Genomic DNA, 20467 nt, shown 5'->3' with positions numbered 1-20467 from the left:
GGCTGCCGGATGCCGTGCCTCCGTGCATCGACCCCGACGCAGCACTCCCAGTCAACCTACGCCCGCGCGACAGTCGAGCGTAAGTGCGTATCGCGAAATCCCGCGCGCCCGTTCCCCTGTGGGTCCGCCGTGAGTATCGTGAGCAGTGTTCCGCCCCTGGGCGAGGCCCACCGGGCTCAGCGATAAGGATGGAAGGTCAACGTGGACAATCTCGGAGTGTTGTTCCTGAGCGAGCTCGTCGGTACGGCGATGCTGGTGCTCCTCGGCTGCGGCGTGGTGGCGAACGTCGCCCTTGCGAAGACGAAGGGCTTCAACGGCGGGTTCCTCATGGTGACGTTCGGCTGGGGCTTCGCGGTCTTCGCCGGTGTCATCGTCGCCTACGCGTCGGGCGCGCACATCAACCCCGCCGTCACGCTCGGTCTCGTCGCGAACGGCGCCACCGAGTTCGGCAACGCGGCGGTCGGGCTGACGGTTCCGGTCGAAGCGCTCTCGGTGCTCGCGTACATCGGCGCCCAGCTCATCGGTGCCATCATCGGCGCGGTCATCGTGTGGCTCGCGTACAAGCAGCACTTCGACGCCGAACCCGAGCCGGCACCCAAGCTCGGCACGTTCTCGACGGGCCCCGGCATCCGCAACTACGCGTGGAACCTCGTCACCGAGATCATCGGCACCTTCGTGCTGGTGTTCGTCGTGATCGGCTTCGGCCGCCAGGGCGACGCCTCCGGACTCGCGTCGCTCGGCGCGCTGCCGGTCGCCCTTCTCGTCGTTGGAATCGGTGTGTCCCTCGGCGGTCCGACCGGGTACGCGATCAACCCTGCCCGCGACCTCGGGCCCCGCATCGCCCACGCGATCCTTCCGATCAAGGGCAAGGGCAGCAGCGACTGGTCGTACTCGTGGGTTCCGGTCGTCGGCCCGATCATCGGCGGCCTGCTCGCCGGATGGGTGGCACTCTGGCTGCTGCCGGTCATCACCTGAGCCACCGACGGGGCTGGTCCGAGAGGACCGGCCCCGATTCATTCCCGCACGAATCAGTGCGCTCGCCGGCACGGATGCCGGCGGGACATCCGCAAGATTGAGAGGAAGTCATGGCCGACTACGTACTCGCCATCGACCAGGGAACGACCAGTTCGCGCGCGATCATCTTCGACAAGGGCGGGTCGATCATCTCGACCGGCCAGCTCGAGCACGAGCAGATCTTCCCGAAGCCCGGCTGGGTCGAGCACGATCCGCTCGAGATCTGGCACAACGTCAGTGAGGTGATCGGGCAGGCACTCGGCAAAGCGCACCTGACCAGGCACGACATCGCTGCGATCGGCATCACCAATCAGCGTGAGACCGCTGTGGTGTGGGACAAGAACACCGGCCAGCCGATCTACAACGCGATCGTCTGGCAGGACACCCGTACCCAGCCCATCGTCGATCGGCTCGCCGCAGACGGCGGCGTCGAGCGGTTCAAGCAGAAGGTCGGCCTGCCGCTGGCGACCTATTTCTCGGGGACGAAGATCGTCTGGATCCTCGAGAACGTCGAGGGCGCACGCGAGAAGGCTGAGGCCGGCGACCTGATCTTCGGCAACACCGACACGTGGGTGCTCTGGAACCTCACGGGCGGCGTCGACGGCGGCGTGCACGCCACCGACGTCACGAACGCCAGTCGCACGATGTTCATGGACCTCGAGACACTCTCGTGGGACGACGACATCCTCGCCGCGTTCGATGTGCCCAAGTCGATGCTGCCCGAGATCAAGCCCTCGTCGGGTGTATTCGGCGTCGCCCATTCCTCGAGCCTCGTGCGCGAGGTTCCGATCGCCGGCGACCTGGGCGATCAGCAGGCCGCCACCTTCGGCCAGGCCGCATACGATCCGGGCGAGTCGAAGAACACCTACGGCACGGGCAACTTCCTCATCTTCAACACCGGTGAAGAGATCGTGCACTCCAAGAATGGGCTCCTCACCACGCTCGGATACCAGATCGGCGACGAGAAGCCGCACTATGCGCTCGAGGGATCGATCGCGGTCACGGGTTCGCTCGTGCAGTGGCTGCGCGACAACCTCGGCCTCATCGCCAGCGCGCCCGAGATCGAGGAGCTCGCCAAGACGGTCGACGACAACGGCGGTGCGTATTTCGTGCCGGCGTTCTCGGGTCTGTTCGCGCCGTACTGGCGGTCAGACGCCCGAGGTGCGCTCGTGGGCCTCACGCGTTACGTCAACAAGGGGCACATCGCTCGCGCGGCGCTCGAGGCGACCGCGTTCCAGACGCGCGAGGTGCTCGACGCGGTCAACGCCGACTCCGGTGTCGACCTGACCGAGCTGAAGGTCGACGGCGGCATGATCGCGAACAACACGCTCATGCAGTTCCAGGCCGACATCCTCGGGGTTCCGGTCGTGCGACCGGTCGTCGCCGAGACGACCGCGCTCGGCGCCGCGTACGCAGCCGGACTCGCCGTCGGCTTCTGGAGCGACCTCGACGACCTCCGCAAGAACTGGCAGGAGGACTCCCGCTGGGAGCCCCAGATGGACGACGCGGAACGCGAGCGCCAGCTGCGCAACTGGAAGAAGGCCGTCACGAAGACCTTCGACTGGGTCGACGACGACGTGTCGCACGAGTGACCTGAGCGAGACGAACGGCCCCGCGGCGATCCGCGGGGCCGTTCGCGTTTCCCGACGAGCCGGCCTTCGGGAGCCGGAAGGCCTCCGTCAGAGCCTGGTTGCCGCGATCCACTGATCGAGCTTCTGCGCGGCGGCGCCGCTGTCGATCGTCGCCTCGGCGACCGCCATCTTCTCGCGGAAACGTTCGAGGATCGGCCGCTGGAACTGGCCGGGGTCCTTCGCGAGCTCGAACGAGACGAGCCCGGCCGCGGCGTTGAGCACGACGATGTCCCGAACCGGTCCGGGGGTGCCCGCAAGCACCTCGTGCACGATCGCCGCGTTGTGAGCCGCGTCGCCGCCCTTCAGCTGGTCGATCGTTGAACGGGCGATGCCGAGTTCGCGAGGATCGAGGTCGTGCTCCTTCACCGTGCCGCCCGAGATCTCCCAGACGTGGCTGTGGCCCGTGGTGGTGAGCTCGTCGAGGCCGTCGTCGCCGCGGAAGACCAGCGCGGTCGCCCCACGTGTCTGGAACACTCCGACGATCAGTGGCACGCGGTCGAGGTGGGCAACGCCGACGGCGGATGCCTCGGGGCGAGCCGGATTGCAGAGCGGGCCGAGGTAATTGAACACGGTGGGCACGCCGAGCTGTGCTCGCACGGCGCCCGCGTGCCGGAAGCCGGGGTGAAAGGCGGCAGCGTAGGCGAAGGTGATGCCGGCTTCTTCGAGCACGGCGCCGACGCGCTCGGCCGGCATCGAGAGATCGAGGCCGAGCGCGGCGAGCACGTCGGATGACCCCGATGCCGAGCTCGCGGCCTTGTTGCCGTGCTTGATGACGGGGACGCCCGATGCCGCTGCCACGATCGAGGCCATCGTCGAGACGTTCACCGTGCCGAAGCGGTCGCCACCGGTGCCCACGATGTCGAGCGCCATTGGATCGACGTTCAGCGCGACCGCGTGCTCGAGCACCGCGTCGCGGAACCCCACGATCTCGTCGACCGTCTCTCCCTTGACCCGCAGCATCACGAGGAAGGCCGCGAGCTGCGCCTCGGTCACGGCACCCGTCATCACCTGCTCCATGCACCACGCGGCATCCGACACGCTCAGGTCTTCGCCCTCGAGGAGGGCGTTGAGGATCTCGGGCCAATTCTGGTGCGCAGGCATGATCCGATACTAATGTTCGGAATTCACGGCGGATTCGCGGGCATCGCGCAGGCTCGTTTAGGGTTCCCTTACCTCTCGACGGCGACACGATCGCCTGTGATGACGAAAACTCGGGCCTGTTTTCAGCCATAATGGGGAGCGTGACGAGCACCTCAATGACTTATCAGGCGAGCGCGCCGGTGATCAATCGACCCAACACCGTTGCGGTGGGCACGATCGTCTGGCTGGGTAGCGAGGTCATGTTCTTCGCCGGCCTCTTCGCGATCTACTTCACGCTTCGCTCGACGTCGCCTGAACTGTGGACGTTCGAGGCCGGCCGGCTGAACGTCCCCTTCGCGCTGATCAACACGATCATCCTCGTGCTCTCCTCGGTCACCTGCCAGTTCGGCGTCTTCGCTGCCGAGCGGCTGCAGCCGTATGCGACCGGCTGGAAGCCGTCGCAGTGGGGCGTCACCGAGTGGTTCTTCCTCACGTACGGCATGGGCGCCGTCTTCGTGGCGGGACAGGTCTGGGAGTACGCGACGTTGGTCTCCGAGGGCATCGCGATCGACTCGAACGCCTATGGTTCGGCGTTCTACCTCACCACGGGCTTCCACGCGCTGCACGTGACCGGTGGGCTCATCGCGTTCCTCTTCGTGATCGGCAGAGTGTTCGCCGTCAAGAACTTCGGCCACCGCGAGGCGACGAGCGCCATCGCCATCTCGTACTACTGGCACTTCGTCGATGTCGTCTGGATCGGCCTCTTCCTCGTCATCTACGTCCTCAAGTAAGTACGCCGACCTCCAACGTCAACATCGCATGCCCGTGAATAGGAAGAACCAAATGACCCGCACGAAGCGACGCGCCGGACGCCGGCATCCGCTCGCCACCGTCGCGCTGCTCGCGCTCGGCCTCGTCTTCACCGGGGGCGCATACGCGGCACTCAGTTCCGGCACTGTCGCACAGGCCGAGATCGACCCGAACTCGCAGCAGACGATCGAAGAGGGCAAGAAGCTCTTCCAGGCGAACTGCGCGACGTGCCACGGTCTCGAGGCGCAGGGCACCGCCAACGGGCCGAGCCTCATCGGGGTGGGTGCGGCATCGGTCGACTTCCAGGTCGGAACGGGCCGCATGCCCATGCAGATGCAGGGTCCGCAGGCGCAAGAGAAGCCCGTGCAGTTCACCGACGACCAGGTCAAGCAGCTCGCGTACTACGTCGCGTCGCTCGGCCCCGGCCCCGACATCCCCGCCGATCACCTCGTCAACGGCGGTGGCGATGCGGCGAACGGCGCCGAGCTCTTCCGAATCAACTGCGCGATGTGCCACAACGTCGCCGGTGCCGGCGGCGCTCTCACCGAGGGCAAGTTCGCACCCCCGCTGACCGACGTCTCCGGCGTGCACATCTATGAAGCCATGGTGACCGGTCCGCAGAACATGCCGGTGTTCAACGACCTCAACATCACGCCCGAAGACAAGCGCGACGTCATCACCTACCTCAAGTACCTGCAGGACAACCGCTCCCCCGGCGGTTTCGAACTCGGCTCGTTGGGGCCGGTTGCGGAGGGCCTGTTCATCTGGATCTTCGGTCTCGGCGCGATCGTCGCGATCACCGTGTGGATCACAGCGAAGTCCAACTAGCGCCCGCCCGGCACCGAAGCACCTAAGAAGGAGAACCATGGCCCAGGACGACCACAGCGGCACTGAGCTCGCCGCTGCCGACTCGTCGCTCGCCGCGCAGGAGTTCGCCGGCTCGACCGGTACGGCGGTCATCCCCCACGACGCGTTCGAGAATCCCGGATTCGAGCCGCACCGCCCCCGCGTCACCGACGAAGACGCCGGCCGCGAGAAGCGTGCGCAGCGCACCGTCTACACGCTCTTCTACCTCTCGATTCTCGGGAGCGTCTGGGCGATCGCCGCGTACATGCTCTTCCCGATCGAGTCGAACGACGTCGGCGCAGTGCGCCTGAACAACATGTTCATCGGTCTCGGCGTAACCCTCGCGCTGCTCGGCATCGGCTTCGGCGCCGTGCACTGGGGAAAGACGCTCATGACATCGGCGGAGTCCATCGACGTCCGTCACCCGATCGGCGGAAGCGAAGCGACTCAGCAGGGCGCGGTCGAGGTGTTCCGCCAGGCCGATGAGGAATCGGGCTTCTCCCGCCGCACCGTCATCCGCAACAGTCTCATCGGTGCGCTCCTCGTGTTCCCGCTCCCGGCCGTTGTGCTCTTCCGCGGTCTCGCTCCGCAAGACCAGATCCCCGTCGAGTTGCTCAGCCACACGATGTGGGCCAAGGGCACGCGTCTCGCGCTCGACCCGTCGGGCGTCCCCATCCGGGCCGCCGACGTCACCATCGGCAGCGCCTTCCACGTCATCCCCGAAGGACTCGTCGACCTCGAGCACGGCAGGCTCGAAGAGAAGGCCAAGGCCGCGGTCCTCCTCATGCGTCTCGACCCGAGCGAGCTGAACGAGGCGCCCGATCGCGAATCCTGGTCATACGACGGCATCGTCGCGTACTCGAAGATCTGCACGCACGTCGGTTGCCCCGTCGCGCTCTACGAGCAGCACACGCACCACCTGCTCTGCCCCTGCCACCAGTCGCAGTTCGACGTGGCCAACCACTGCGAGGTCATCTTCGGACCGGCCAAGCGCCCGCTGCCGCAGCTGCCGATCGCCGTCGATGACGAGGGCTACCTCATCGCGCAGAGCGACTTCACCGAACCTGTCGGCCCGAGCTTCTGGGAGCGTCATTGAGCACCGCAACCACACGATCGACAACGCCAGCCAAGCGCTCGTTCACCGCCGGCGCGTCCGAGTACATCAACGACCGCACCGGTCTTGCGGTCGCGATCAAGGGCCTCGGTCGTAAGGCATTCCCCGACCACTGGTCGTTCCTCCTGGGCGAGGTCGCCCTCTTCAGCTTCATCGTCGTCTTGGTCTCCGGAACGTTCCTGACGTTCTTCTTCCAAGCATCCATGGCCGAAGTGCACTACGAGGGTTCCTACGTGCCGCTCAAGGGCGTAGAGATGTCCGTGGCGATGGCGTCGACCCTCGACATCTCGTTCGACATCCGCGGCGGTCTCTTCGTGCGCCAGATGCACCACTGGGCAGCTCTGCTGTTCGTGGCCGCCATCGGCCTGCACATGCTGCGTGTGTTCTTCACCGGCGCGTTCCGCAAGCCGCGCGAGATCAACTGGGTGTTCGGCTTCACGCTCTTCATCCTCGCGATGGCCGAGGGCTTCACCGGCTACTCACTCCCCGACGACCTGCTTTCGGGCAACGGCCTCCGCATCATCGACGGCATGGTCAAGGGAATCCCGCTGATCGGCACGTGGACCTCATTCCTCATCTTCGGCGGTGAGTTCCCCGGAACCGATATCGTCGGTCGTCTCTACACGCTCCACATCCTCCTGCTGCCGGCGCTCGTGGTCGCGCTCATCGCGGTCCACGTGGGCTATGTGTTCATCCACAAGCACACACAGTTCGCCGGTCCCGGGCGTGAGCCCACGAACTCCGTCGGTCCGCCCATCCTGCCGATCTACGCGGCGAAAGCCGGCGGATTCCTGTTCCTCATCTGGGGTGTGATCGCCCTCATCGCGGCGCTCTTCACGATCAACCCGATCTGGAACTACGGCCCATACGACCCATCCCCGGTGTCAGCCGGAACCCAACCCGACTGGTACATCGGCTTCGCCGACGGCGCCCTGCGCCTCATTCCGCCGGGCTGGGAGTTCGTGTGGCTCGACCGCACCTGGTCGTTCAACATTCTCGTTCCGCTCATCGCCATCGGCATCTTCATCGTGCTCGTGCTGATCTATCCCTTCATCGAGGCGTGGATCAAGGGCGACAAGCGCGAGCACCACATCGCCGACCGTCCGCGCAACGCCCCCACCCGCACCGCGATCGGTGCCGCGGGTGTCACGTTCTACGCCGGGCTCTGGGCCGCGGCGAGCTCCGACATCCTGGCAACGCACTTCTCGCTCACGATGGAGGGCGTGATCCACGCGCTGCAGGCGACCGTGATCGTCGGTCCGTTCATCGCGTACTTCATCACGAAGCGCGTCTGCCTCGCGCTGCAGAAGAAGGACCGAGAGATCGTCCTGCACGGCTACGAGTCGGGTCGTATCGTCAAGCTTCCCGGTGGCGAGTTCATCGAGGTGCACCAGCCTCTCGACGAGTACGAGCGCTGGCGCCTCGTGAGCTACGAGAGCTACCAGCCGCTCATGATCCGTCCGAACGCGCGTGGCAAGATCACGGTCGGCCAGCGCGTGCGGGCAGGGTTCTCTCGTTGGTTCTTCGAGGACCGCATCGCTCCGGTGAGCAAGGGTGAGCTCGAGTCCGGCCACGACGGCCACCACTGACCATAGCCGCACGCGAGTTCGGGCACCGAGTCATGTCGATCGATTCGACCTGGCTTCGGTGCCCGAACTGCTTCCTCGACCTCACAGAGATCGACGAGCGTGTGTTCGGATGTGCATCGGGTCACCGCTACGACCGCGCCAAGCACGGGTATCTCACGCTGCTTCCACCGAAAGCGCCTCGCACCGTCGGCGACGATCGCGAGATGCTCGAGGCACGCACCGCACTGCTCGACAGCGGCGCCTACTCGCCGATCGCAGCGGCGATCTCCGATGCCGTGTTGGCGCAGCAGGCGGCCGCAGGCGGCGATGCACTTCGGATCGCCGATCTCGGTTGCGGCACCGGCTACTACTCGACCGTGCTCTCACACCGAGTCCCCGAGGCCGCATTCCTGCTCGCCGATCGGTCGCCCGATGCCGTTCGCATGAGCCTACGTGCGATCCCGGCGGCGACGGGCGTGGTGCTCGACCTCTGGCGCCCACTCCCCCTCCGCGACGGTGTCGTCGATGTCGTCCTCAACGTCTTCGCGCCCCGCAACGCGGTTGAATACGCACGCGTCCTCAAGCCGGGTGGCGTGTTGATCGTGGTCGTTCCGACAGCTGCCCACCTCCAGGAGATCCGACGCACCGGTACGCTCCTCGACGTGCCCGCAGGCAAGTCCGACCGGGTCGCCGAGCAGCTCTCTGAATCGGGTCTCGTGCTCCGGTCGACCACGTCACCCGAGTACACGTTCAGCGCGGAAGCCGCGACCCGCGCCCTTCTTGCGAACATGGGGCCGTCGGCACACCATGGTGACCGACTGGCTCGTCACGATCTGCGCGATGGGGCATCAGTCGAGGTCACTGTTTCGGTCGAGGTCTTGACCTTCGAGCGCTCACCTGAGGTTCCGGCTTAGATCTTCGCGACGGGTTGCCGCCGGTGATCCCAGGATCGGGCACTCCCATGCGCTCCGACGGGTTGCATACTGATGCCATGGACGATTGCTGCGCGGCGCCGGGTGCCGAGAGGTACGAGGAGGTCTTCGATGACCGATTCGCTCGCAAGACAGCCCGTCGCTATCGACGAAAGGGGCTCACCCTGCCAGAGCGGCGCATCGTCAGCTTCCTCTCGTCGACCGGCGTCCACGATGCCACAGTCCTCGAGGTCGGCGGCGGAGTCGGTGAGATTCAGCTCGAGCTGCTTGCTCGGGGTGCGGCACGCACCGTCAATCTCGAACTCTCCGGAGCATACGAGGCCGAGGCCTCCCGCCTGATCGACGAAGCAGGGGTCACGGGTCGGATCAGGCGGCTGCTCGGCATCGATCTCGCCGCGACGCCTGGACGAGTCGACGTCGCCGACATCGTCGTGCTGCACCGGGTGGTCTGCTGCTACCCCGATGTCGAGCACCTGCTTGGCGCAGCTGCGGATCGAGCACGCCACACGATCGTCTTCAGCCACCCACCGCGCACACTCGCACGCCGGGCCGTTCTCGTCGTCGGTAACCTCATGCTGCGACTTTCGCGCAAAACCTACCGAGGATTCATCCACGAGCCCGGGGCGATGATCGACACACTCCGACGTCACGGATTCGAGCCGCGCTATCGTCACAGCGACAGATCATGGTGCATCGTCGGGGCTGTGCGCGCGTGACGCGTGCACGTACTGCGCTGCCGGCACGATCACGAAAGCCCCGGCGCGAAGCGTCGGGGCTTTCTCTGGAGCGCAACGCCCTATCGGGCGAAGTTTCCGCGGTAGTACTCGTACACCCAGCCGACGAGCGCAACGATCGCGAGCGGCACGGCGACGAACGTGATCCAAGGGCCGATCGCCAGTCCGAGGAACGCGAGCGCGGCGGCGGCCGCGAGGGTGACCGGCCACCAGCTCCACGGGCTGAAGAAGCCCAACTCGGCGTCGCCGTCGTCGATGTTCGCATCCAGTCGGTCCTCGGGGAGCTCCGCTCCCTGCGCCTTGTGCACGCGGCCGAGATAGAACGCGATGAACGCCGAAAGCACGCCGGCCAAGGAGACGGCGATGGTGCCCGCCCACTCGATGCCGGGGTCTCCTTCATCGGCCGCCGTCCAGAATCCGTAGGCAACCGCGGTGATCCCGAAGAATCCCGTGAGGATCCAGAAGAGGTTGACGTTGGCGCGCATTACTTGATCTCCTCGGTGGCCGCGTCGTACGTCGGCGATTGGGGAGCGTCCTTCGCGGGGCCGATGCCGACGGGGATCCCCGCTTCAGGGTGGTTGAGGTCGAACGCCGGGCGCTCCGAACGGATGCGCGGGATCGAGGTGAAGTTGTGGCGCGGCGGCGGGCAGCTCGTGGCCCACTCGAGCGAACCGCCGTAGCCCCAGGGGTCGTTCACGGTGACCTTCGGTGCGCGACGTGCCGTGATGTAGACGTTCAGGAAGAACGGGATCAACGAGACTGCGAGGATGCCCGCGCCGAAGGTCGAGAGCTGGTTCATCCAAGTGATGTTGTCTTCGGGCAGGTACGAGTAGTACCGACGCGGCATCGCGACGACACCGAGCCAGTGCTGCACGAGGAATGTCGTGTGGAAGCCGATGAACAGCAGCCAGAAGTGCCACTTGCCGAGCCGTTCGTTGAGCAGCTTGCCGGTCCACTTCGGCCACCAGAAGTAGAAGCCGGCGAACATCGCGAACACGACCGTTCCGAACACGACGTAGTGGAAGTGAGCCACGACGAAGTAGGTGTCGGAGACGTGGAAGTCGAGTGGTGGAGACGCGAGGATGACACCGGTCAGGCCGCCGAAGACGAACGTGACGAGGAAGCCGAGCGACCAGAGCAATGGCGTCTCGAACGTGATCGAGCCACGCCACATCGTGCCGATCCAGTTGAAGATCTTCACTCCGGTCGGTACAGCGATGAGCATCGTCATGAGCGCGAAGAACGGCAGCAGCACCGACCCCGTCACGTACATGTGGTGCGCCCAGACGGTGACCGACAGTGCGGCGATCGCGATCGTCGCGTAGATCAAGGTCTTGTAGCCGAAGATCGGCTTGCGGCTGAAGACAGGGAAGATCTCGGACACGATGCCGAAGAACGGCAGCGCGATGATGTAGACCTCTGGATGCCCGAAGAACCAGAACAGGTGCTGCCAGAGGATGACACCACCGTTGGCTGGATCGTAGATGTGGGCGCCGAACACGCGGTCGGCTGCAGCAGCGAGCAGCGCGGCCGCGAGCACCGGGAAAGCCATGAGGACCAGGATCGACGTGACGAGCGTGTTCCAGGTGAAGATCGGCATGCGGAACATCGTCATGCCCGGCGCGCGCATCGTGATGATGGTCGTGATGAAGTTCACACCACCGAGGATGGTTCCGAATCCCGAGAGACCGAGGCCGAGCATCCAGAGGTTGCCGCCGACTCCTGGCGAGAATGTCGTCGACGCGAGTGGCTGATACGCGAACCAGCCGAACGAGGCGGCACCCTGCGGTGTGAAGAATCCGGCCACGGCCATGAGCGAACCGAAGTTGAAGAACCAGTACGAGAGCGCGTTGAGCCTCGGGAACGCCACATCGGGCGCGCCGATCTGCAGCGGCATCAGCGTGTTCGCAAAACCGAAGAACAGCGGGGTGGCGAACATCAGCAGCATGATCGTGCCGTGCATGGTGAACAGCTGGTTGTACTGCTCACGCGTCTGCACGATCTCGAGGCCGGGCTCGAAGAGCTGGGCACGGATGATCAGCGCCATCACGCCGCCGACGCAGAAGTAGACGAACGAGGTGATCAGGTACATGTACCCGATGACCTTGTGGTCGGTGGAGGTTACCCACCGGACGAGGATGTTGCCCTTGCGCTCGACCTTGGAGGCGCCGAACGGGACGCTGCTCGACTGCGGCCGAGCCGGTGCGGTCGTGGTGCTCATTCGGCTTACTGCTCCTCTTGAAGTTCGGGCTCGCCCGTGCCGGGCAGGTTCTGATTGCGGTCGTACTCACTCGACAGTTGGCCCTCTTGACCGAGGTCGCGGAGCGAGTCGATGTAGTCGTCGTATTCGGTCTGCGACACCACTTCGACGTTGAAGAGCATCAACGAGTGGTACTCGCCGCAGAGTTCGGCGCACTTTCCGGCGTAGGTTCCCTCGCGCTCGGGGATGAATGACATGTAGTTGGTCTTGCCGGGGAACATGTCTTTCTTGTAGAGGAAGTCGACGACCCAGAACGAGTGGATCACGTCACGCGACTGGAGCTCGATCTCGACGTTCGCCCCGACCGGAAGCACCAAGGTGGGAAGTTCGGACTGGACGAGCGATCCCTTGGGGCCCTCATCGGCGAGCTGCCCCTGGATGCCGGGTGAATAGACGTCTTCCTTGACGTAGTTGAAGTCCCATGCCCACTGCTTGGCGATGACCTCGACCTGGACGTCGACCTCGTCTTCGGCGAATCGCTGCTCGATGGCCGCCTGATCGCGGGCGGTGAAGGCGAAGAAACCGAGCACCAGGATCAGCGGGATCACCGTGTAGAAGATCTCGATCGGCATGTTGTAGCGCATCTGCACCGGGAGGCCCGTCTGGCCCTTGCGGCGACGATATGCGATGACGGCCCAGATCGTGAGTCCCCAGGTGATGATGCCGACGATGAGCAGCACGATCCACGACGTGACCCACAGGCCCGAGACCCGCTCGGTGTGGTTCGTGACCGGCGACTCACCCTCGACGAAACCGGGGAGGAATCCGTTCAGCTGAGCCTGCGTGCACCCAGCGAGCACGAGACTGAGAGACGCTGCAATCGGAATAGCAGCCCATCGGAGACGGCGATTGTGGCGCACCAGTGACCTTTCGGGAGACTCGAAGGCGCTTCACAGTGAAGCGCGGCGATCGACATCAGCCTACTCCGCCTCGGCCCCCGTGGTGTGCACCGAGCCACGGTGTCGGGCGTGGCGGCGTGCCGCTGAGCGCTCCGACCGGCGGAAACGCCGAAGGGAGGCCGCGATTCGCGGCCTCCCTTCGGAGAAGTGGTGTATGGCTCAGTGGAACGAGTCACCACACGCGCAGCTGCCCTCCGCGTTTGGGTTGTCGATCGTGAAGCCCTGCTTCTGGATCGTGTCCTCGAAATCGATGGACGCCCCGTCGAGGTAGGGGACGCTCATCTTGTCGACGACGACCTCGACGCCCGAGTAGTCGACGACGGCATCGCCGTCGAGCAGACGCTCGTCGAAGTAGAGCTGGTAGATCAGCCCCGAGCAACCACCGGGCTGGACGGCGACACGCAGACGCAGGTCGTCGCGCCCCTCTTGTTCGAGGAGGCTGCGCACCTTGTCGGCGGCGGGGTCGCTCAGCTTCACGCCGTGCTTGGTCTCGGTGATCGTGTCGCTCATGTCTCTCCTCGGTGCGTCAGGAACGCGGGATTCGCTGTATCAATGGTAACCGCCGAATCCGTGCGCGCGCCCGGCTCGCGTTCAGGAATCCGACGCACGTGCGTCGAGCCGTGCGAGGAACAGCGTCTCGGCGAGCAGCGCGCGCTTGAATACGCCGAGGTGCAGCGACTCGTTGGGGCTGTGCGCACGCGATTCGGGATCTTCGACGCCGGTCACGAGAATCTGCGCATGGGGGAACTCGTCGACCAGTTCGGCGATGAACGGGATCGACCCGCCGATGCCGATCTCGATGGGCGCCTTGCCCCACGCGTCGGCCATGGCAGCCCGCGTCTCGGCGACGGCCCAGCCGCTCGTGTCGACGAGGAACGGCTGACCCGTGTCGACGTCCTCGAACGTCAGGCGGGCACCGAACGGCGCGTTCGCCTCGAGGTGGGCCCGGATCTCGGCGAAGGCTTCGGCGGCGTCCTGCCCTGGCGCGATCCGTGCACTGACCCGCACTCGCGTACCCGGGATCAGCGTGTTCGAGGCGTTCGCGATGTCGGGCGCGTCGATGCCGGTGATGGTGATGGCCGGTTGGGCCCAGATCCGCGAGAGGATCGAGCCGCGACCGATGGGCGAGACGCCGTCGAGCAGCCCGGCCTCGGCACGCAACTGCGCCTCGTCGTAGTCGGGCGTCACGAGGCTTGCGGCGGTGAGCCCCTCGACGGCGACCGAACCGTCTTCGTTCCACAGCGAATCGAGCAGCCGGATGGTTGCGAGCATCGCATCGGGCACCGCTCCCCCGAACATGCCCGAGTGCGAGGCGTGCGCGAGCGTCTCGACGCGCAGGTTGAAGGCCACCGCGCCGCGGAGCGCCACGGTGATCGCCGGCGTCTCGAGGTCCCAGTTCGACGAGTCCGCGACGATGATCGCGTCGGCCGCCAGGAGTTCGCGGTTCTCGCGCAGGAAGTTCGCGAACGACTGCGACAGGTACTCCTCTTCGCCCTCGATGAACAGCGAGATGCCGAGGTCGAAGTCGGCTCCGAGCACCTCGGTCAGGGCTCGGATCGCGCCGATGTGCGCCATGACGCCGGCCTTGTCGTCGGCCGCGCCGCGACCGTAGAGCCGGTCGCCTCGCTGGGTGGGCTCGAACGGCGCCGAATCCCAGTCCTCCTCGCGCCCGGGGGGCTGCACGTCGTGGTGGGCGTACAACAGCACGGTGGGACGCCCGTTGCGGGCCGCGCGGTGCGCGACGACTGCAGGCAGCCCCAACTCCGGGTCATCCGATCGCTCCTCGCTGTCGGCGACGGGCGCACGGCGCACGTCGACGAGGTCGAAGACGCCGAGCGCGCGCACCAGCGCTGCGACGGCGTCGGCCGAGCGCTGCACGTTCGCGGGATCGAAGGCCGGCCAGGAGACCGAGGGGATCTTCACGAGGTGGGCGAGGTCGGCGATGGTCACGGGGAATCCGGCCTCGACGGCAGTGCGGAACGCCTCGAGACGGAGGTCGACTTCATCGGATCCGGGTTCGGTGAGGAGGGGGTCGGTCATGCCGGTAATCTTAAGGGGAACCGATTCGAGGAATCCCGTGGCCAAGCAACCCGACAGCACAGAACAACCGAGCGCCGAGTCGCTCGATGAGACTCAGGCCCGCCTGAAGAACGGCACCAAGGGTGCTCCCACCCCCAGCCGTGCAGCGCAGGAAGCCGCTCGCAAGCGTCCGCTCGTGCCGAACGACCGCAAAGAGGCGGCCAAGCAGGCCCGTGCCAAGGCCGCCGAATCCCGCGAGAAGGCCCGCGTCGGCATGGCGATGGGCGACGAGCGGTACCTTCCCATGCGCGACCGCGGCCCGCAGAAGAAGTATGTGCGCGACTACGTCGACGCCCGCTTCAGCATCGGCGAGGTCCTGATCCCCGTCATGTTCGCGGTCATCGTGCTCACCTTCATCCCGTCGCCCGAGGTGCAGTACGCCGGCATTCTGGCGCTCTGGGCGTTCTTCGTGATCGCCGTCATCGACGTCGTCATCCTCGGCTTCATCCTCAACAAGAAGCTGTCGGCGAAGTTCGGGGCCGACAAGGTCGAGCGGGTGCGTTGGTATGCCGCGATGCGCGCACTCCAGCTGCGCCCGCTGCGCCTGCCGAAGCCGCAGGTGAAGCGCGGTCAGTACCCCTCCTGATCGGCGGCGCGGCGACCGATCCACGATGCTGCCGAGTCGAACCGCGAACCGGATGTCTCGCGGCCGCGATTCAGCGTCGCGCGTACGCCCCCGCTCGGATGAGCGGCACGCGGGTCTCGTCGTCGCTCAGTGACCCGTGCTGGCCGATCATCGACTCGGCCTGCCGATTGGGCTCGCGGCGGTCGTAGTAGGCCACGCCCGCCCGCGCCGACACGATCACGTCGCCGATGCGTGAACGCACCTCGGCCTCGACCGGGCCGTAGAGTCCGGCGGCGATCGCCTCGTCGCGCGTGAGCACCCACGCCCGATCGCCCTCGGCGACACGCCACCGATCGACGAGATCGGCCCGCCCGGCCGAGTCGAGACCGGGTTCGAGATACAGGGAGAGACATCGCGGCTCGCCGCCGACGTGGCGCACGCCGTCGACGAGGGCGGGTTGCGCGTCGATGAAGCGGTGCCGGTGCGCCGGCACGTCGATGACCCCGTGGTCGGCGGTCACGAGCAGGCCGGAGCCACGGGGCATCCGCTCATCGAGCGCCGCGATCTCGGCATCGAGCACTTCGAGGAAGCCGAGCCATCGATCGGACTGCCAGCCGTGCGCGTGGGCCGCCTGATCGAGCTCGGGCACGTACAGGTAGACGAGCGCGGGATCTGCCGACTGCAGCACGTGGAGCGCCTCGGCGAACCGGTCGGCGATCGTGGCGCCGGCGCGATACTCGGCACCCCGAAGGACCGCGCGCGTGAACCCCGAGTCGGCATAGCGCGGCGCCCCGATGGCGAACGTGGCGATGCCGCGCTCGCCGGCCTGCTCGAAGAGCGTCGGCAGCCGCTGCCACGTTTCGGGTCGCATGCCGTCGTCCCAGCCGCTCAGCTGGTTCACGAGGCGGTCGCCGGCCGCATCGAGCACGCGATAGCCCACGAGCCCGTGCTCGCCGGGCATGCGACCGGTCGTGAGGCTCGCGAGCGCCGCCGCCGTCGTCGACGGGAAGACGGTACGGATGACATCGCGCTTGGCGAGTCGCGACGCGAGGTAGCGCGCATGGCCAGCGCGTTGCTGGATGTTGGCGGCGCCGAGACCGTCGGCGAGTACGACGACGGTGCTGCGCGCCGGCGGCAGTGCGAGCACGTTGGGCTCTGCGGCGATGCTTGCGAGCGAACTGTCGAGCACCGCGGCAAGCCGCCCGGCGCTGTCGGCGGGCACCGGTAGCATTGCAGGCATCGCGCCCAGTCTGGCACAGGCCGGGCGCGCCCCAGTTCCACCGCGTGCAACGCACGCCCCGCAGCAGAGAACACGGATGACCCGAGCCAAGAACCCGCCCGCCGACGAACCGATCGTCGAACGCATCGAAGACGTCGACGTCGCCACCGAGATGCAGGGCTCGTTTCTCGAGTACGCCTATTCGGTCATCTACTCGCGGGCACTGCCCGACGCGCGCGACGGCCTCAAACCCGTTCAGCGGCGCATCGTCTACCAGATGACCGAAATGGGCCTGCGGCCCGATCGCGGGCACGTGAAGTCGGCGCGCGTCGTCGGCGAGGTCATGGGCAAGCTGCATCCCCACGGCGACACCGCAATCTACGACGCGCTCGTGCGCATGGCGCAGGCGTTCACGCTGCGCGTGCCGCTCATCGACGGTCACGGCAACTTCGGCTCCCTCGACGACGGCCCCGCCGCCGCGCGCTACACCGAGGCACGCCTGGCCCCGCCCGCGCTCGCGATGAGCGAGGGACTCGACGAAGACGTCGTCGACTTCGTGCCGAACTACGACAACCAGCTCACCCAGCCCGAAGTGCTTCCCGCGGCCTACCCGAACCTGCTCGTGAACGGCGCAAGCGGCATCGCCGTCGGCATGGCCACGAACATGGCCCCCCACAACCTCATCGAGGTCGTCGGCGCTGCACGGCATCTCATCGCCCACCCGAACGCGACGCTCGACGAACTCATGGAGTTCGTGCCCGGGCCCGACCTGCCCACCGGTGGCACGATCGTGGGGCTCGCCGGCATCAAAGACGCCTATGCCACCGGCCGCGGAGCCTTCAAGACGCGGGCCAAGGTGCGCGTCGAGGCCATCACGGCCCGCAAGACGGGGCTCGTCGTCACCGAGCTCCCCTACCTCGTCGGCCCCGAGAAGGTCATCGAGAAGATCAAAGACGGCGTCAACGCCAAGAAGATCAGCGGCATCTCCGACGTCACCGATCTGACTGACCGCACCAACGGGCTGCGACTCGTCATCGGTATCAAGACCGGCTTCAGCCCCGACGCCGTGCTCGAACAGCTCTACCGGCTGACCCCGCTCGAAGACTCCTTCAACATCAACAACGTCGCGCTCGTCGGCGGCGGCCCGCAGACCCTTGGGCTGCGCGAACTGCTGCAGGTCTATGTCGCCCATCGCATCGCCGTCGTCACGCGCCGGTCCCAATACCGGCTCGCCCGTCGTAAAGAGCGCCTGCACCTCGTCGAGGGCCTGCTCATCGCCATCCTCGACATCGACGAGGTCATCCAGCTCATCCGATCGAGCGACGACACGGCGGCGGCGCGCTCGCGGCTCATCGAGGTGTTCGACCTCAGCCAGGTGCAGGCCGAGTACATCCTCGAACTGCAACTGCGCCGGCTCACGAAGTTCTCACGCCTCGAACTCGAGGCCGAGCGCGACAAGCTGCGCGCCGAGATCGACGAGCTCGAGGCGCTGCTCGCCAGTCGTCATCGCATCGAGGCACTCGTCTCCGATGAGCTCGCCGAGGTCGCCGAACGCTACGGCACGCCGCGCCGTACCCTGCTGACCGATGCGCGACCTTCGGTCGCCGGGGCCGCGGCCAAACGGGCGGCTGCCGCCGCTCTCGAGGTGGCGGATGTCCCGTGTCGCGTGTTCCTCTCGGTCACGGGCCGCATCGCCCGTGTCGATCTTCCCGAAGGACCCGACGGCGCACCGAGCATCACGTCGCCCGCGCGCCGCAGCAAGCACGATGCCATCAGGTCGGTGCTCGACACCACCAGCCGGGCCGAGATCGGGGCGGTGACGAGCCTCGGGCGACTCATCAGGTTCACTCCCGTCGACCTGCCGATGCTCCCGCCCACGTCGGTGCAACTCGGTGCCGGCGTGCGCATCGGCGACTACCTCGCGCTCCCCAACCGCGACGAGAAGGTGCTCGCGCTCGTCTCGCTCACGAGCGACCGGTCGATCGTGCTCGGCACCAAGCAGGGGGTCGTCAAGCGGGTCTCCACCGGCGCCTACCCGAACAAGCCCGAGTTCGAGGTCATCGGCCTGAAAGCCGGCGACGAGGTCGTCGGCGCCGTTCAGGGCGACGAGACCGATGAGCTCGTGTTCGTCGCCTCAGATGCGCAGTTGCTGCGATTCCCGGCCGCGTCGGTTCGTCCGCAGGGGTGTCCGGCCGGTGGAATGGCCGGACTCAATCTCGGCGGCGGCGCGCACGTCATCCACTTCGCGAGCGTGCCACGCGACGACGCCGGCGAGGCGGTCGTCGTCACGATCGCGGCGAGCAGCGACACCCTGCTCGGCACCGACGCCGGCAGCGCGAAGGTCAGTGAGTTCGCGGAGTTCCCGGCCAAGGGGCGCGCTACGGGCGGTGTGCGTGCCCAGCGATTCCTGAGGGGTGAAGACGCGCTGCACCTCGCGTGGGTCGGGCGTTCCCCCGCACTCGCGGTCGCCAGCGACGGCTCGGCTCGGCAACTGCCCGATGTCGGCGCGAAGCGTGACGCATCTGGTCAGGCCCTCGACGCGGTGATCACGGCGGTCGGCGCCCAGATCAGGTGATCAGCTGATCAGCTGATCTGCGGGCCCGCCGGCCTGGCGGTGAGGCTTCGCCTCTTGACGCCGAAGCGATCGACGGCCATATTCGGCGGTGGCCGGACGGCGGGTCGACCCGAACCGCGACCGAGTCCGCCCCGACGGAGGGATCGGCCGATGACGACGACCCTGCGAGCGACGGTCCTGGGGCGGGTGCTGGAGCCGGGCGACGACGAGTACGATTCGGCGCGGTCGGTCTGGAACGCGATGGTCGACCGACGGCCTCGGTACATCGTGCAATGCTCTCGAACTGCCGACGTCGTCGAAGCCGTGCGATTCGCGACCGATCATGGGCTCGAGATCGGGATCCGATGCGGGGGCCACGGCATCGTCGGCCATGCCGTGCCCGACGGCGGGCTGATGATCGACCTTCGTCCGATGGGCGCGGTCTCGGTCGACCCCCGCACGCGTCGCGCGCGCGTCCAAGGCGGGGCGCTGCTCGGGGCGCTCGACGACGCGGCCCGAACCCACGGCCTCGCGACGACCGCCGGCAATGTGTCGCACACCGGCGTCGGAGGCCTGACGCTCGGTGGCGGCATGGGTTGGCTCGCGCGCCGGCACGGCCTCGCCTGCGACAATGCGGTTTCGTTCGAGGTGGTCACGGCGTCCGGTGACACGGTGCGCGCGAGCGCCGATTCGCACCCCGAACTGTACTGGGCGCTGCGCGGCGGCGGCGGGAACTTCGGCGTCGTCACCGAGTTCGAACTTCAGCGAGCTCGGCGACGACGTCATCGACGCCGTGCTCGCGCGCGACGCTGATGACCTGCCGAATGTGAGCCTGCAGGCGTACGGAGGCGCGATCGCGGAGGTCGACGACGAGGAGACGGCATTCTCGGGCCGCGACACCGCGTTCGAGTTCGTCGCCGCGTCGCGATGGCAGGACGCCTCGGAAGATGATCGGCGCATCGCGGCCGCCCGTCGCTATGCGGCCACCATGGAACGATTCGCGAGCGGCGTCTACGTGAACGCGCTCGCCGACGAAGGCGTCGCCGGTGTTCGCCGCGCGTACTCCGACGCCAAGCTCGTGCGGCTCGCCGCCGTCAAGGCGGTCTACGATCCCGGGAACGTGTTCGACCTCAACCAGAACATCCGACCGTCGGCCGGCTGA

General features: G+C 66.8%; 19 protein-coding genes. 11 read left to right on the top strand and 8 right to left on the bottom strand.

The annotated features are described in order from the left end of the window. Positions 1 to 201: 201 nt before the first annotated feature. The gene (locus LSF15_RS03360; RefSeq protein ID WP_308188415.1) at positions 202 to 975 is read left to right on the top strand and encodes an MIP/aquaporin family protein; all 774 of its coding nucleotides are present in this window, start codon (positions 202 to 204) and stop codon (positions 973 to 975) included. Positions 976 to 1085: 110 nt separating this feature from the next. After that, positions 1086 to 2606 carry a glycerol kinase GlpK gene (glpK, locus tag LSF15_RS03355; protein ID WP_232497115.1) on the top strand — a complete coding sequence of 507 codons (1521 nt, stop codon included), beginning with the start codon at positions 1086 to 1088 and terminating at the stop codon, positions 2604 to 2606. An 87-nt stretch (positions 2607 to 2693) separates the two neighbouring features. Here glpK and trpD read toward each other — a convergent pair whose 3' ends face one another. After that, on the bottom strand, positions 2694 to 3746 hold the full coding sequence (gene trpD / locus LSF15_RS03350) for an anthranilate phosphoribosyltransferase (RefSeq protein ID WP_232497114.1): 1053 nt from the start codon (positions 3744 to 3746) through the stop codon (positions 2694 to 2696). Between the two features lie 131 nt (positions 3747 to 3877). Between trpD and ctaE the strand changes: the two genes are divergently transcribed. The 5 genes from ctaE to LSF15_RS03325 are packed head-to-tail and all read left to right on the top strand — an operon-like array spanning position 3878 to position 8977. Beyond that, the gene (gene ctaE, locus LSF15_RS03345; RefSeq protein ID WP_232497113.1) at positions 3878 to 4516 is read left to right on the top strand and encodes an aa3-type cytochrome oxidase subunit III; all 639 of its coding nucleotides are present in this window, start codon (positions 3878 to 3880) and stop codon (positions 4514 to 4516) included. 52 nt (positions 4517 to 4568) lie between these two features. Further along, on the top strand, positions 4569 to 5363 hold the full coding sequence (qcrC, locus tag LSF15_RS03340; RefSeq protein WP_232497112.1) for a cytochrome bc1 complex diheme cytochrome c subunit: 795 nt from the start codon (positions 4569 to 4571) through the stop codon (positions 5361 to 5363). A gap of 37 nt (positions 5364 to 5400) precedes the next feature. Then, a complete protein-coding gene (qcrA, locus tag LSF15_RS03335) occupies positions 5401 to 6477 on the top strand; it encodes a cytochrome bc1 complex Rieske iron-sulfur subunit (RefSeq protein WP_232497111.1) in 1077 nt (358 codons plus the stop codon). Continuing rightward, positions 6474 to 8084 carry a cytochrome bc1 complex cytochrome b subunit gene (gene qcrB / locus LSF15_RS03330; protein WP_232497110.1) on the top strand — a complete coding sequence of 537 codons (1611 nt, stop codon included), beginning with the start codon at positions 6474 to 6476 and terminating at the stop codon, positions 8082 to 8084. Before qcrA ends, qcrB begins: the two co-directional genes overlap by 4 nt. Positions 8085 to 8116: 32 nt before the next feature. Next, entirely contained in the window at positions 8117 to 8977 is an 861-nt protein-coding gene (locus LSF15_RS03325; RefSeq protein WP_232497109.1) for a methyltransferase domain-containing protein, read from the top strand. On the opposite strand, the gene LSF15_RS18985 is transcribed toward LSF15_RS03325, so the two are convergent. From LSF15_RS18985 to LSF15_RS03295, 6 genes are all read right to left on the bottom strand, one after another. Next, entirely contained in the window at positions 8974 to 9609 is a 636-nt protein-coding gene (locus LSF15_RS18985; RefSeq protein WP_308188414.1) for a hypothetical protein, read from the bottom strand. The genes LSF15_RS03325 and LSF15_RS18985 overlap by 4 nt on opposite strands. 182 nt (positions 9610 to 9791) lie before the next feature. Next, positions 9792 to 10214: a cytochrome c oxidase subunit 4 gene (locus LSF15_RS03315; RefSeq protein WP_232497107.1), complete on the bottom strand. Its 423-nt coding sequence runs from the start codon at positions 10212 to 10214 to the stop codon at positions 9792 to 9794. Then, positions 10214 to 11950, bottom strand: coding sequence for an aa3-type cytochrome oxidase subunit I (ctaD, locus tag LSF15_RS03310; protein ID WP_232497106.1), 1737 nt, complete (start codon positions 11948 to 11950; stop codon positions 10214 to 10216). The genes LSF15_RS03315 and ctaD overlap by 1 nt, the downstream gene beginning before the upstream one ends. Before the next feature lie 5 nt (positions 11951 to 11955). Next, positions 11956 to 12849 (bottom strand): aa3-type cytochrome oxidase subunit II, encoded by an 894-nt coding sequence (gene ctaC, locus LSF15_RS03305; RefSeq protein ID WP_232497105.1) that lies wholly within the window; start codon positions 12847 to 12849, stop codon positions 11956 to 11958. 198 nt (positions 12850 to 13047) lie between these two features. Beyond that, a complete protein-coding gene (erpA, locus tag LSF15_RS03300) occupies positions 13048 to 13398 on the bottom strand; it encodes an iron-sulfur cluster insertion protein ErpA (RefSeq protein ID WP_232497104.1) in 351 nt (116 codons plus the stop codon). 81 nt (positions 13399 to 13479) lie between these two features. Continuing rightward, positions 13480 to 14928: a dipeptidase gene (locus tag LSF15_RS03295; protein ID WP_232497103.1), complete on the bottom strand. Its 1449-nt coding sequence runs from the start codon at positions 14926 to 14928 to the stop codon at positions 13480 to 13482. 37 nt (positions 14929 to 14965) lie between these two features. Here LSF15_RS03295 and LSF15_RS03290 point away from each other — a divergent pair, with 37 nt between their 5' ends. Further along, positions 14966 to 15553: a DUF3043 domain-containing protein gene (locus LSF15_RS03290; protein ID WP_232497102.1), complete on the top strand. Its 588-nt coding sequence runs from the start codon at positions 14966 to 14968 to the stop codon at positions 15551 to 15553. 70 nt (positions 15554 to 15623) lie between these two features. Here LSF15_RS03290 and LSF15_RS03285 read toward each other — a convergent pair whose 3' ends face one another. Further along, entirely contained in the window at positions 15624 to 16772 is a 1149-nt protein-coding gene (locus LSF15_RS03285; RefSeq protein ID WP_232497101.1) for an alkaline phosphatase family protein, read from the bottom strand. 76 nt (positions 16773 to 16848) lie between these two features. On the opposite strand from LSF15_RS03285, the gene LSF15_RS03280 reads away from it, so the two are divergent. The 3 genes from LSF15_RS03280 (at position 16849) to LSF15_RS18980 (ending at position 20467) form a co-directional block, all read left to right on the top strand. Beyond that, on the top strand, positions 16849 to 19326 hold the full coding sequence (locus LSF15_RS03280) for a DNA gyrase/topoisomerase IV subunit A (RefSeq protein WP_232497100.1): 2478 nt from the start codon (positions 16849 to 16851) through the stop codon (positions 19324 to 19326). A 150-nt stretch (positions 19327 to 19476) separates the two neighbouring features. Continuing rightward, the gene (locus LSF15_RS03275) at positions 19477 to 20118 is read left to right on the top strand and encodes an FAD-binding oxidoreductase (RefSeq protein ID WP_232497099.1); all 642 of its coding nucleotides are present in this window, start codon (positions 19477 to 19479) and stop codon (positions 20116 to 20118) included. Beyond that, positions 20099 to 20467 carry a BBE domain-containing protein gene (locus LSF15_RS18980; protein WP_232497098.1) on the top strand — a complete coding sequence of 123 codons (369 nt, stop codon included), beginning with the start codon at positions 20099 to 20101 and terminating at the stop codon, positions 20465 to 20467. The genes LSF15_RS03275 and LSF15_RS18980 overlap by 20 nt, the downstream gene beginning before the upstream one ends.

The organism is Agromyces humatus (assembly GCF_021228295.1).
Lineage (GTDB): Bacteria > Actinomycetota > Actinomycetes > Actinomycetales > Microbacteriaceae > Agromyces > Agromyces humatus.
This window is presented reverse-complemented; position numbering and strand designations above follow the sequence as displayed.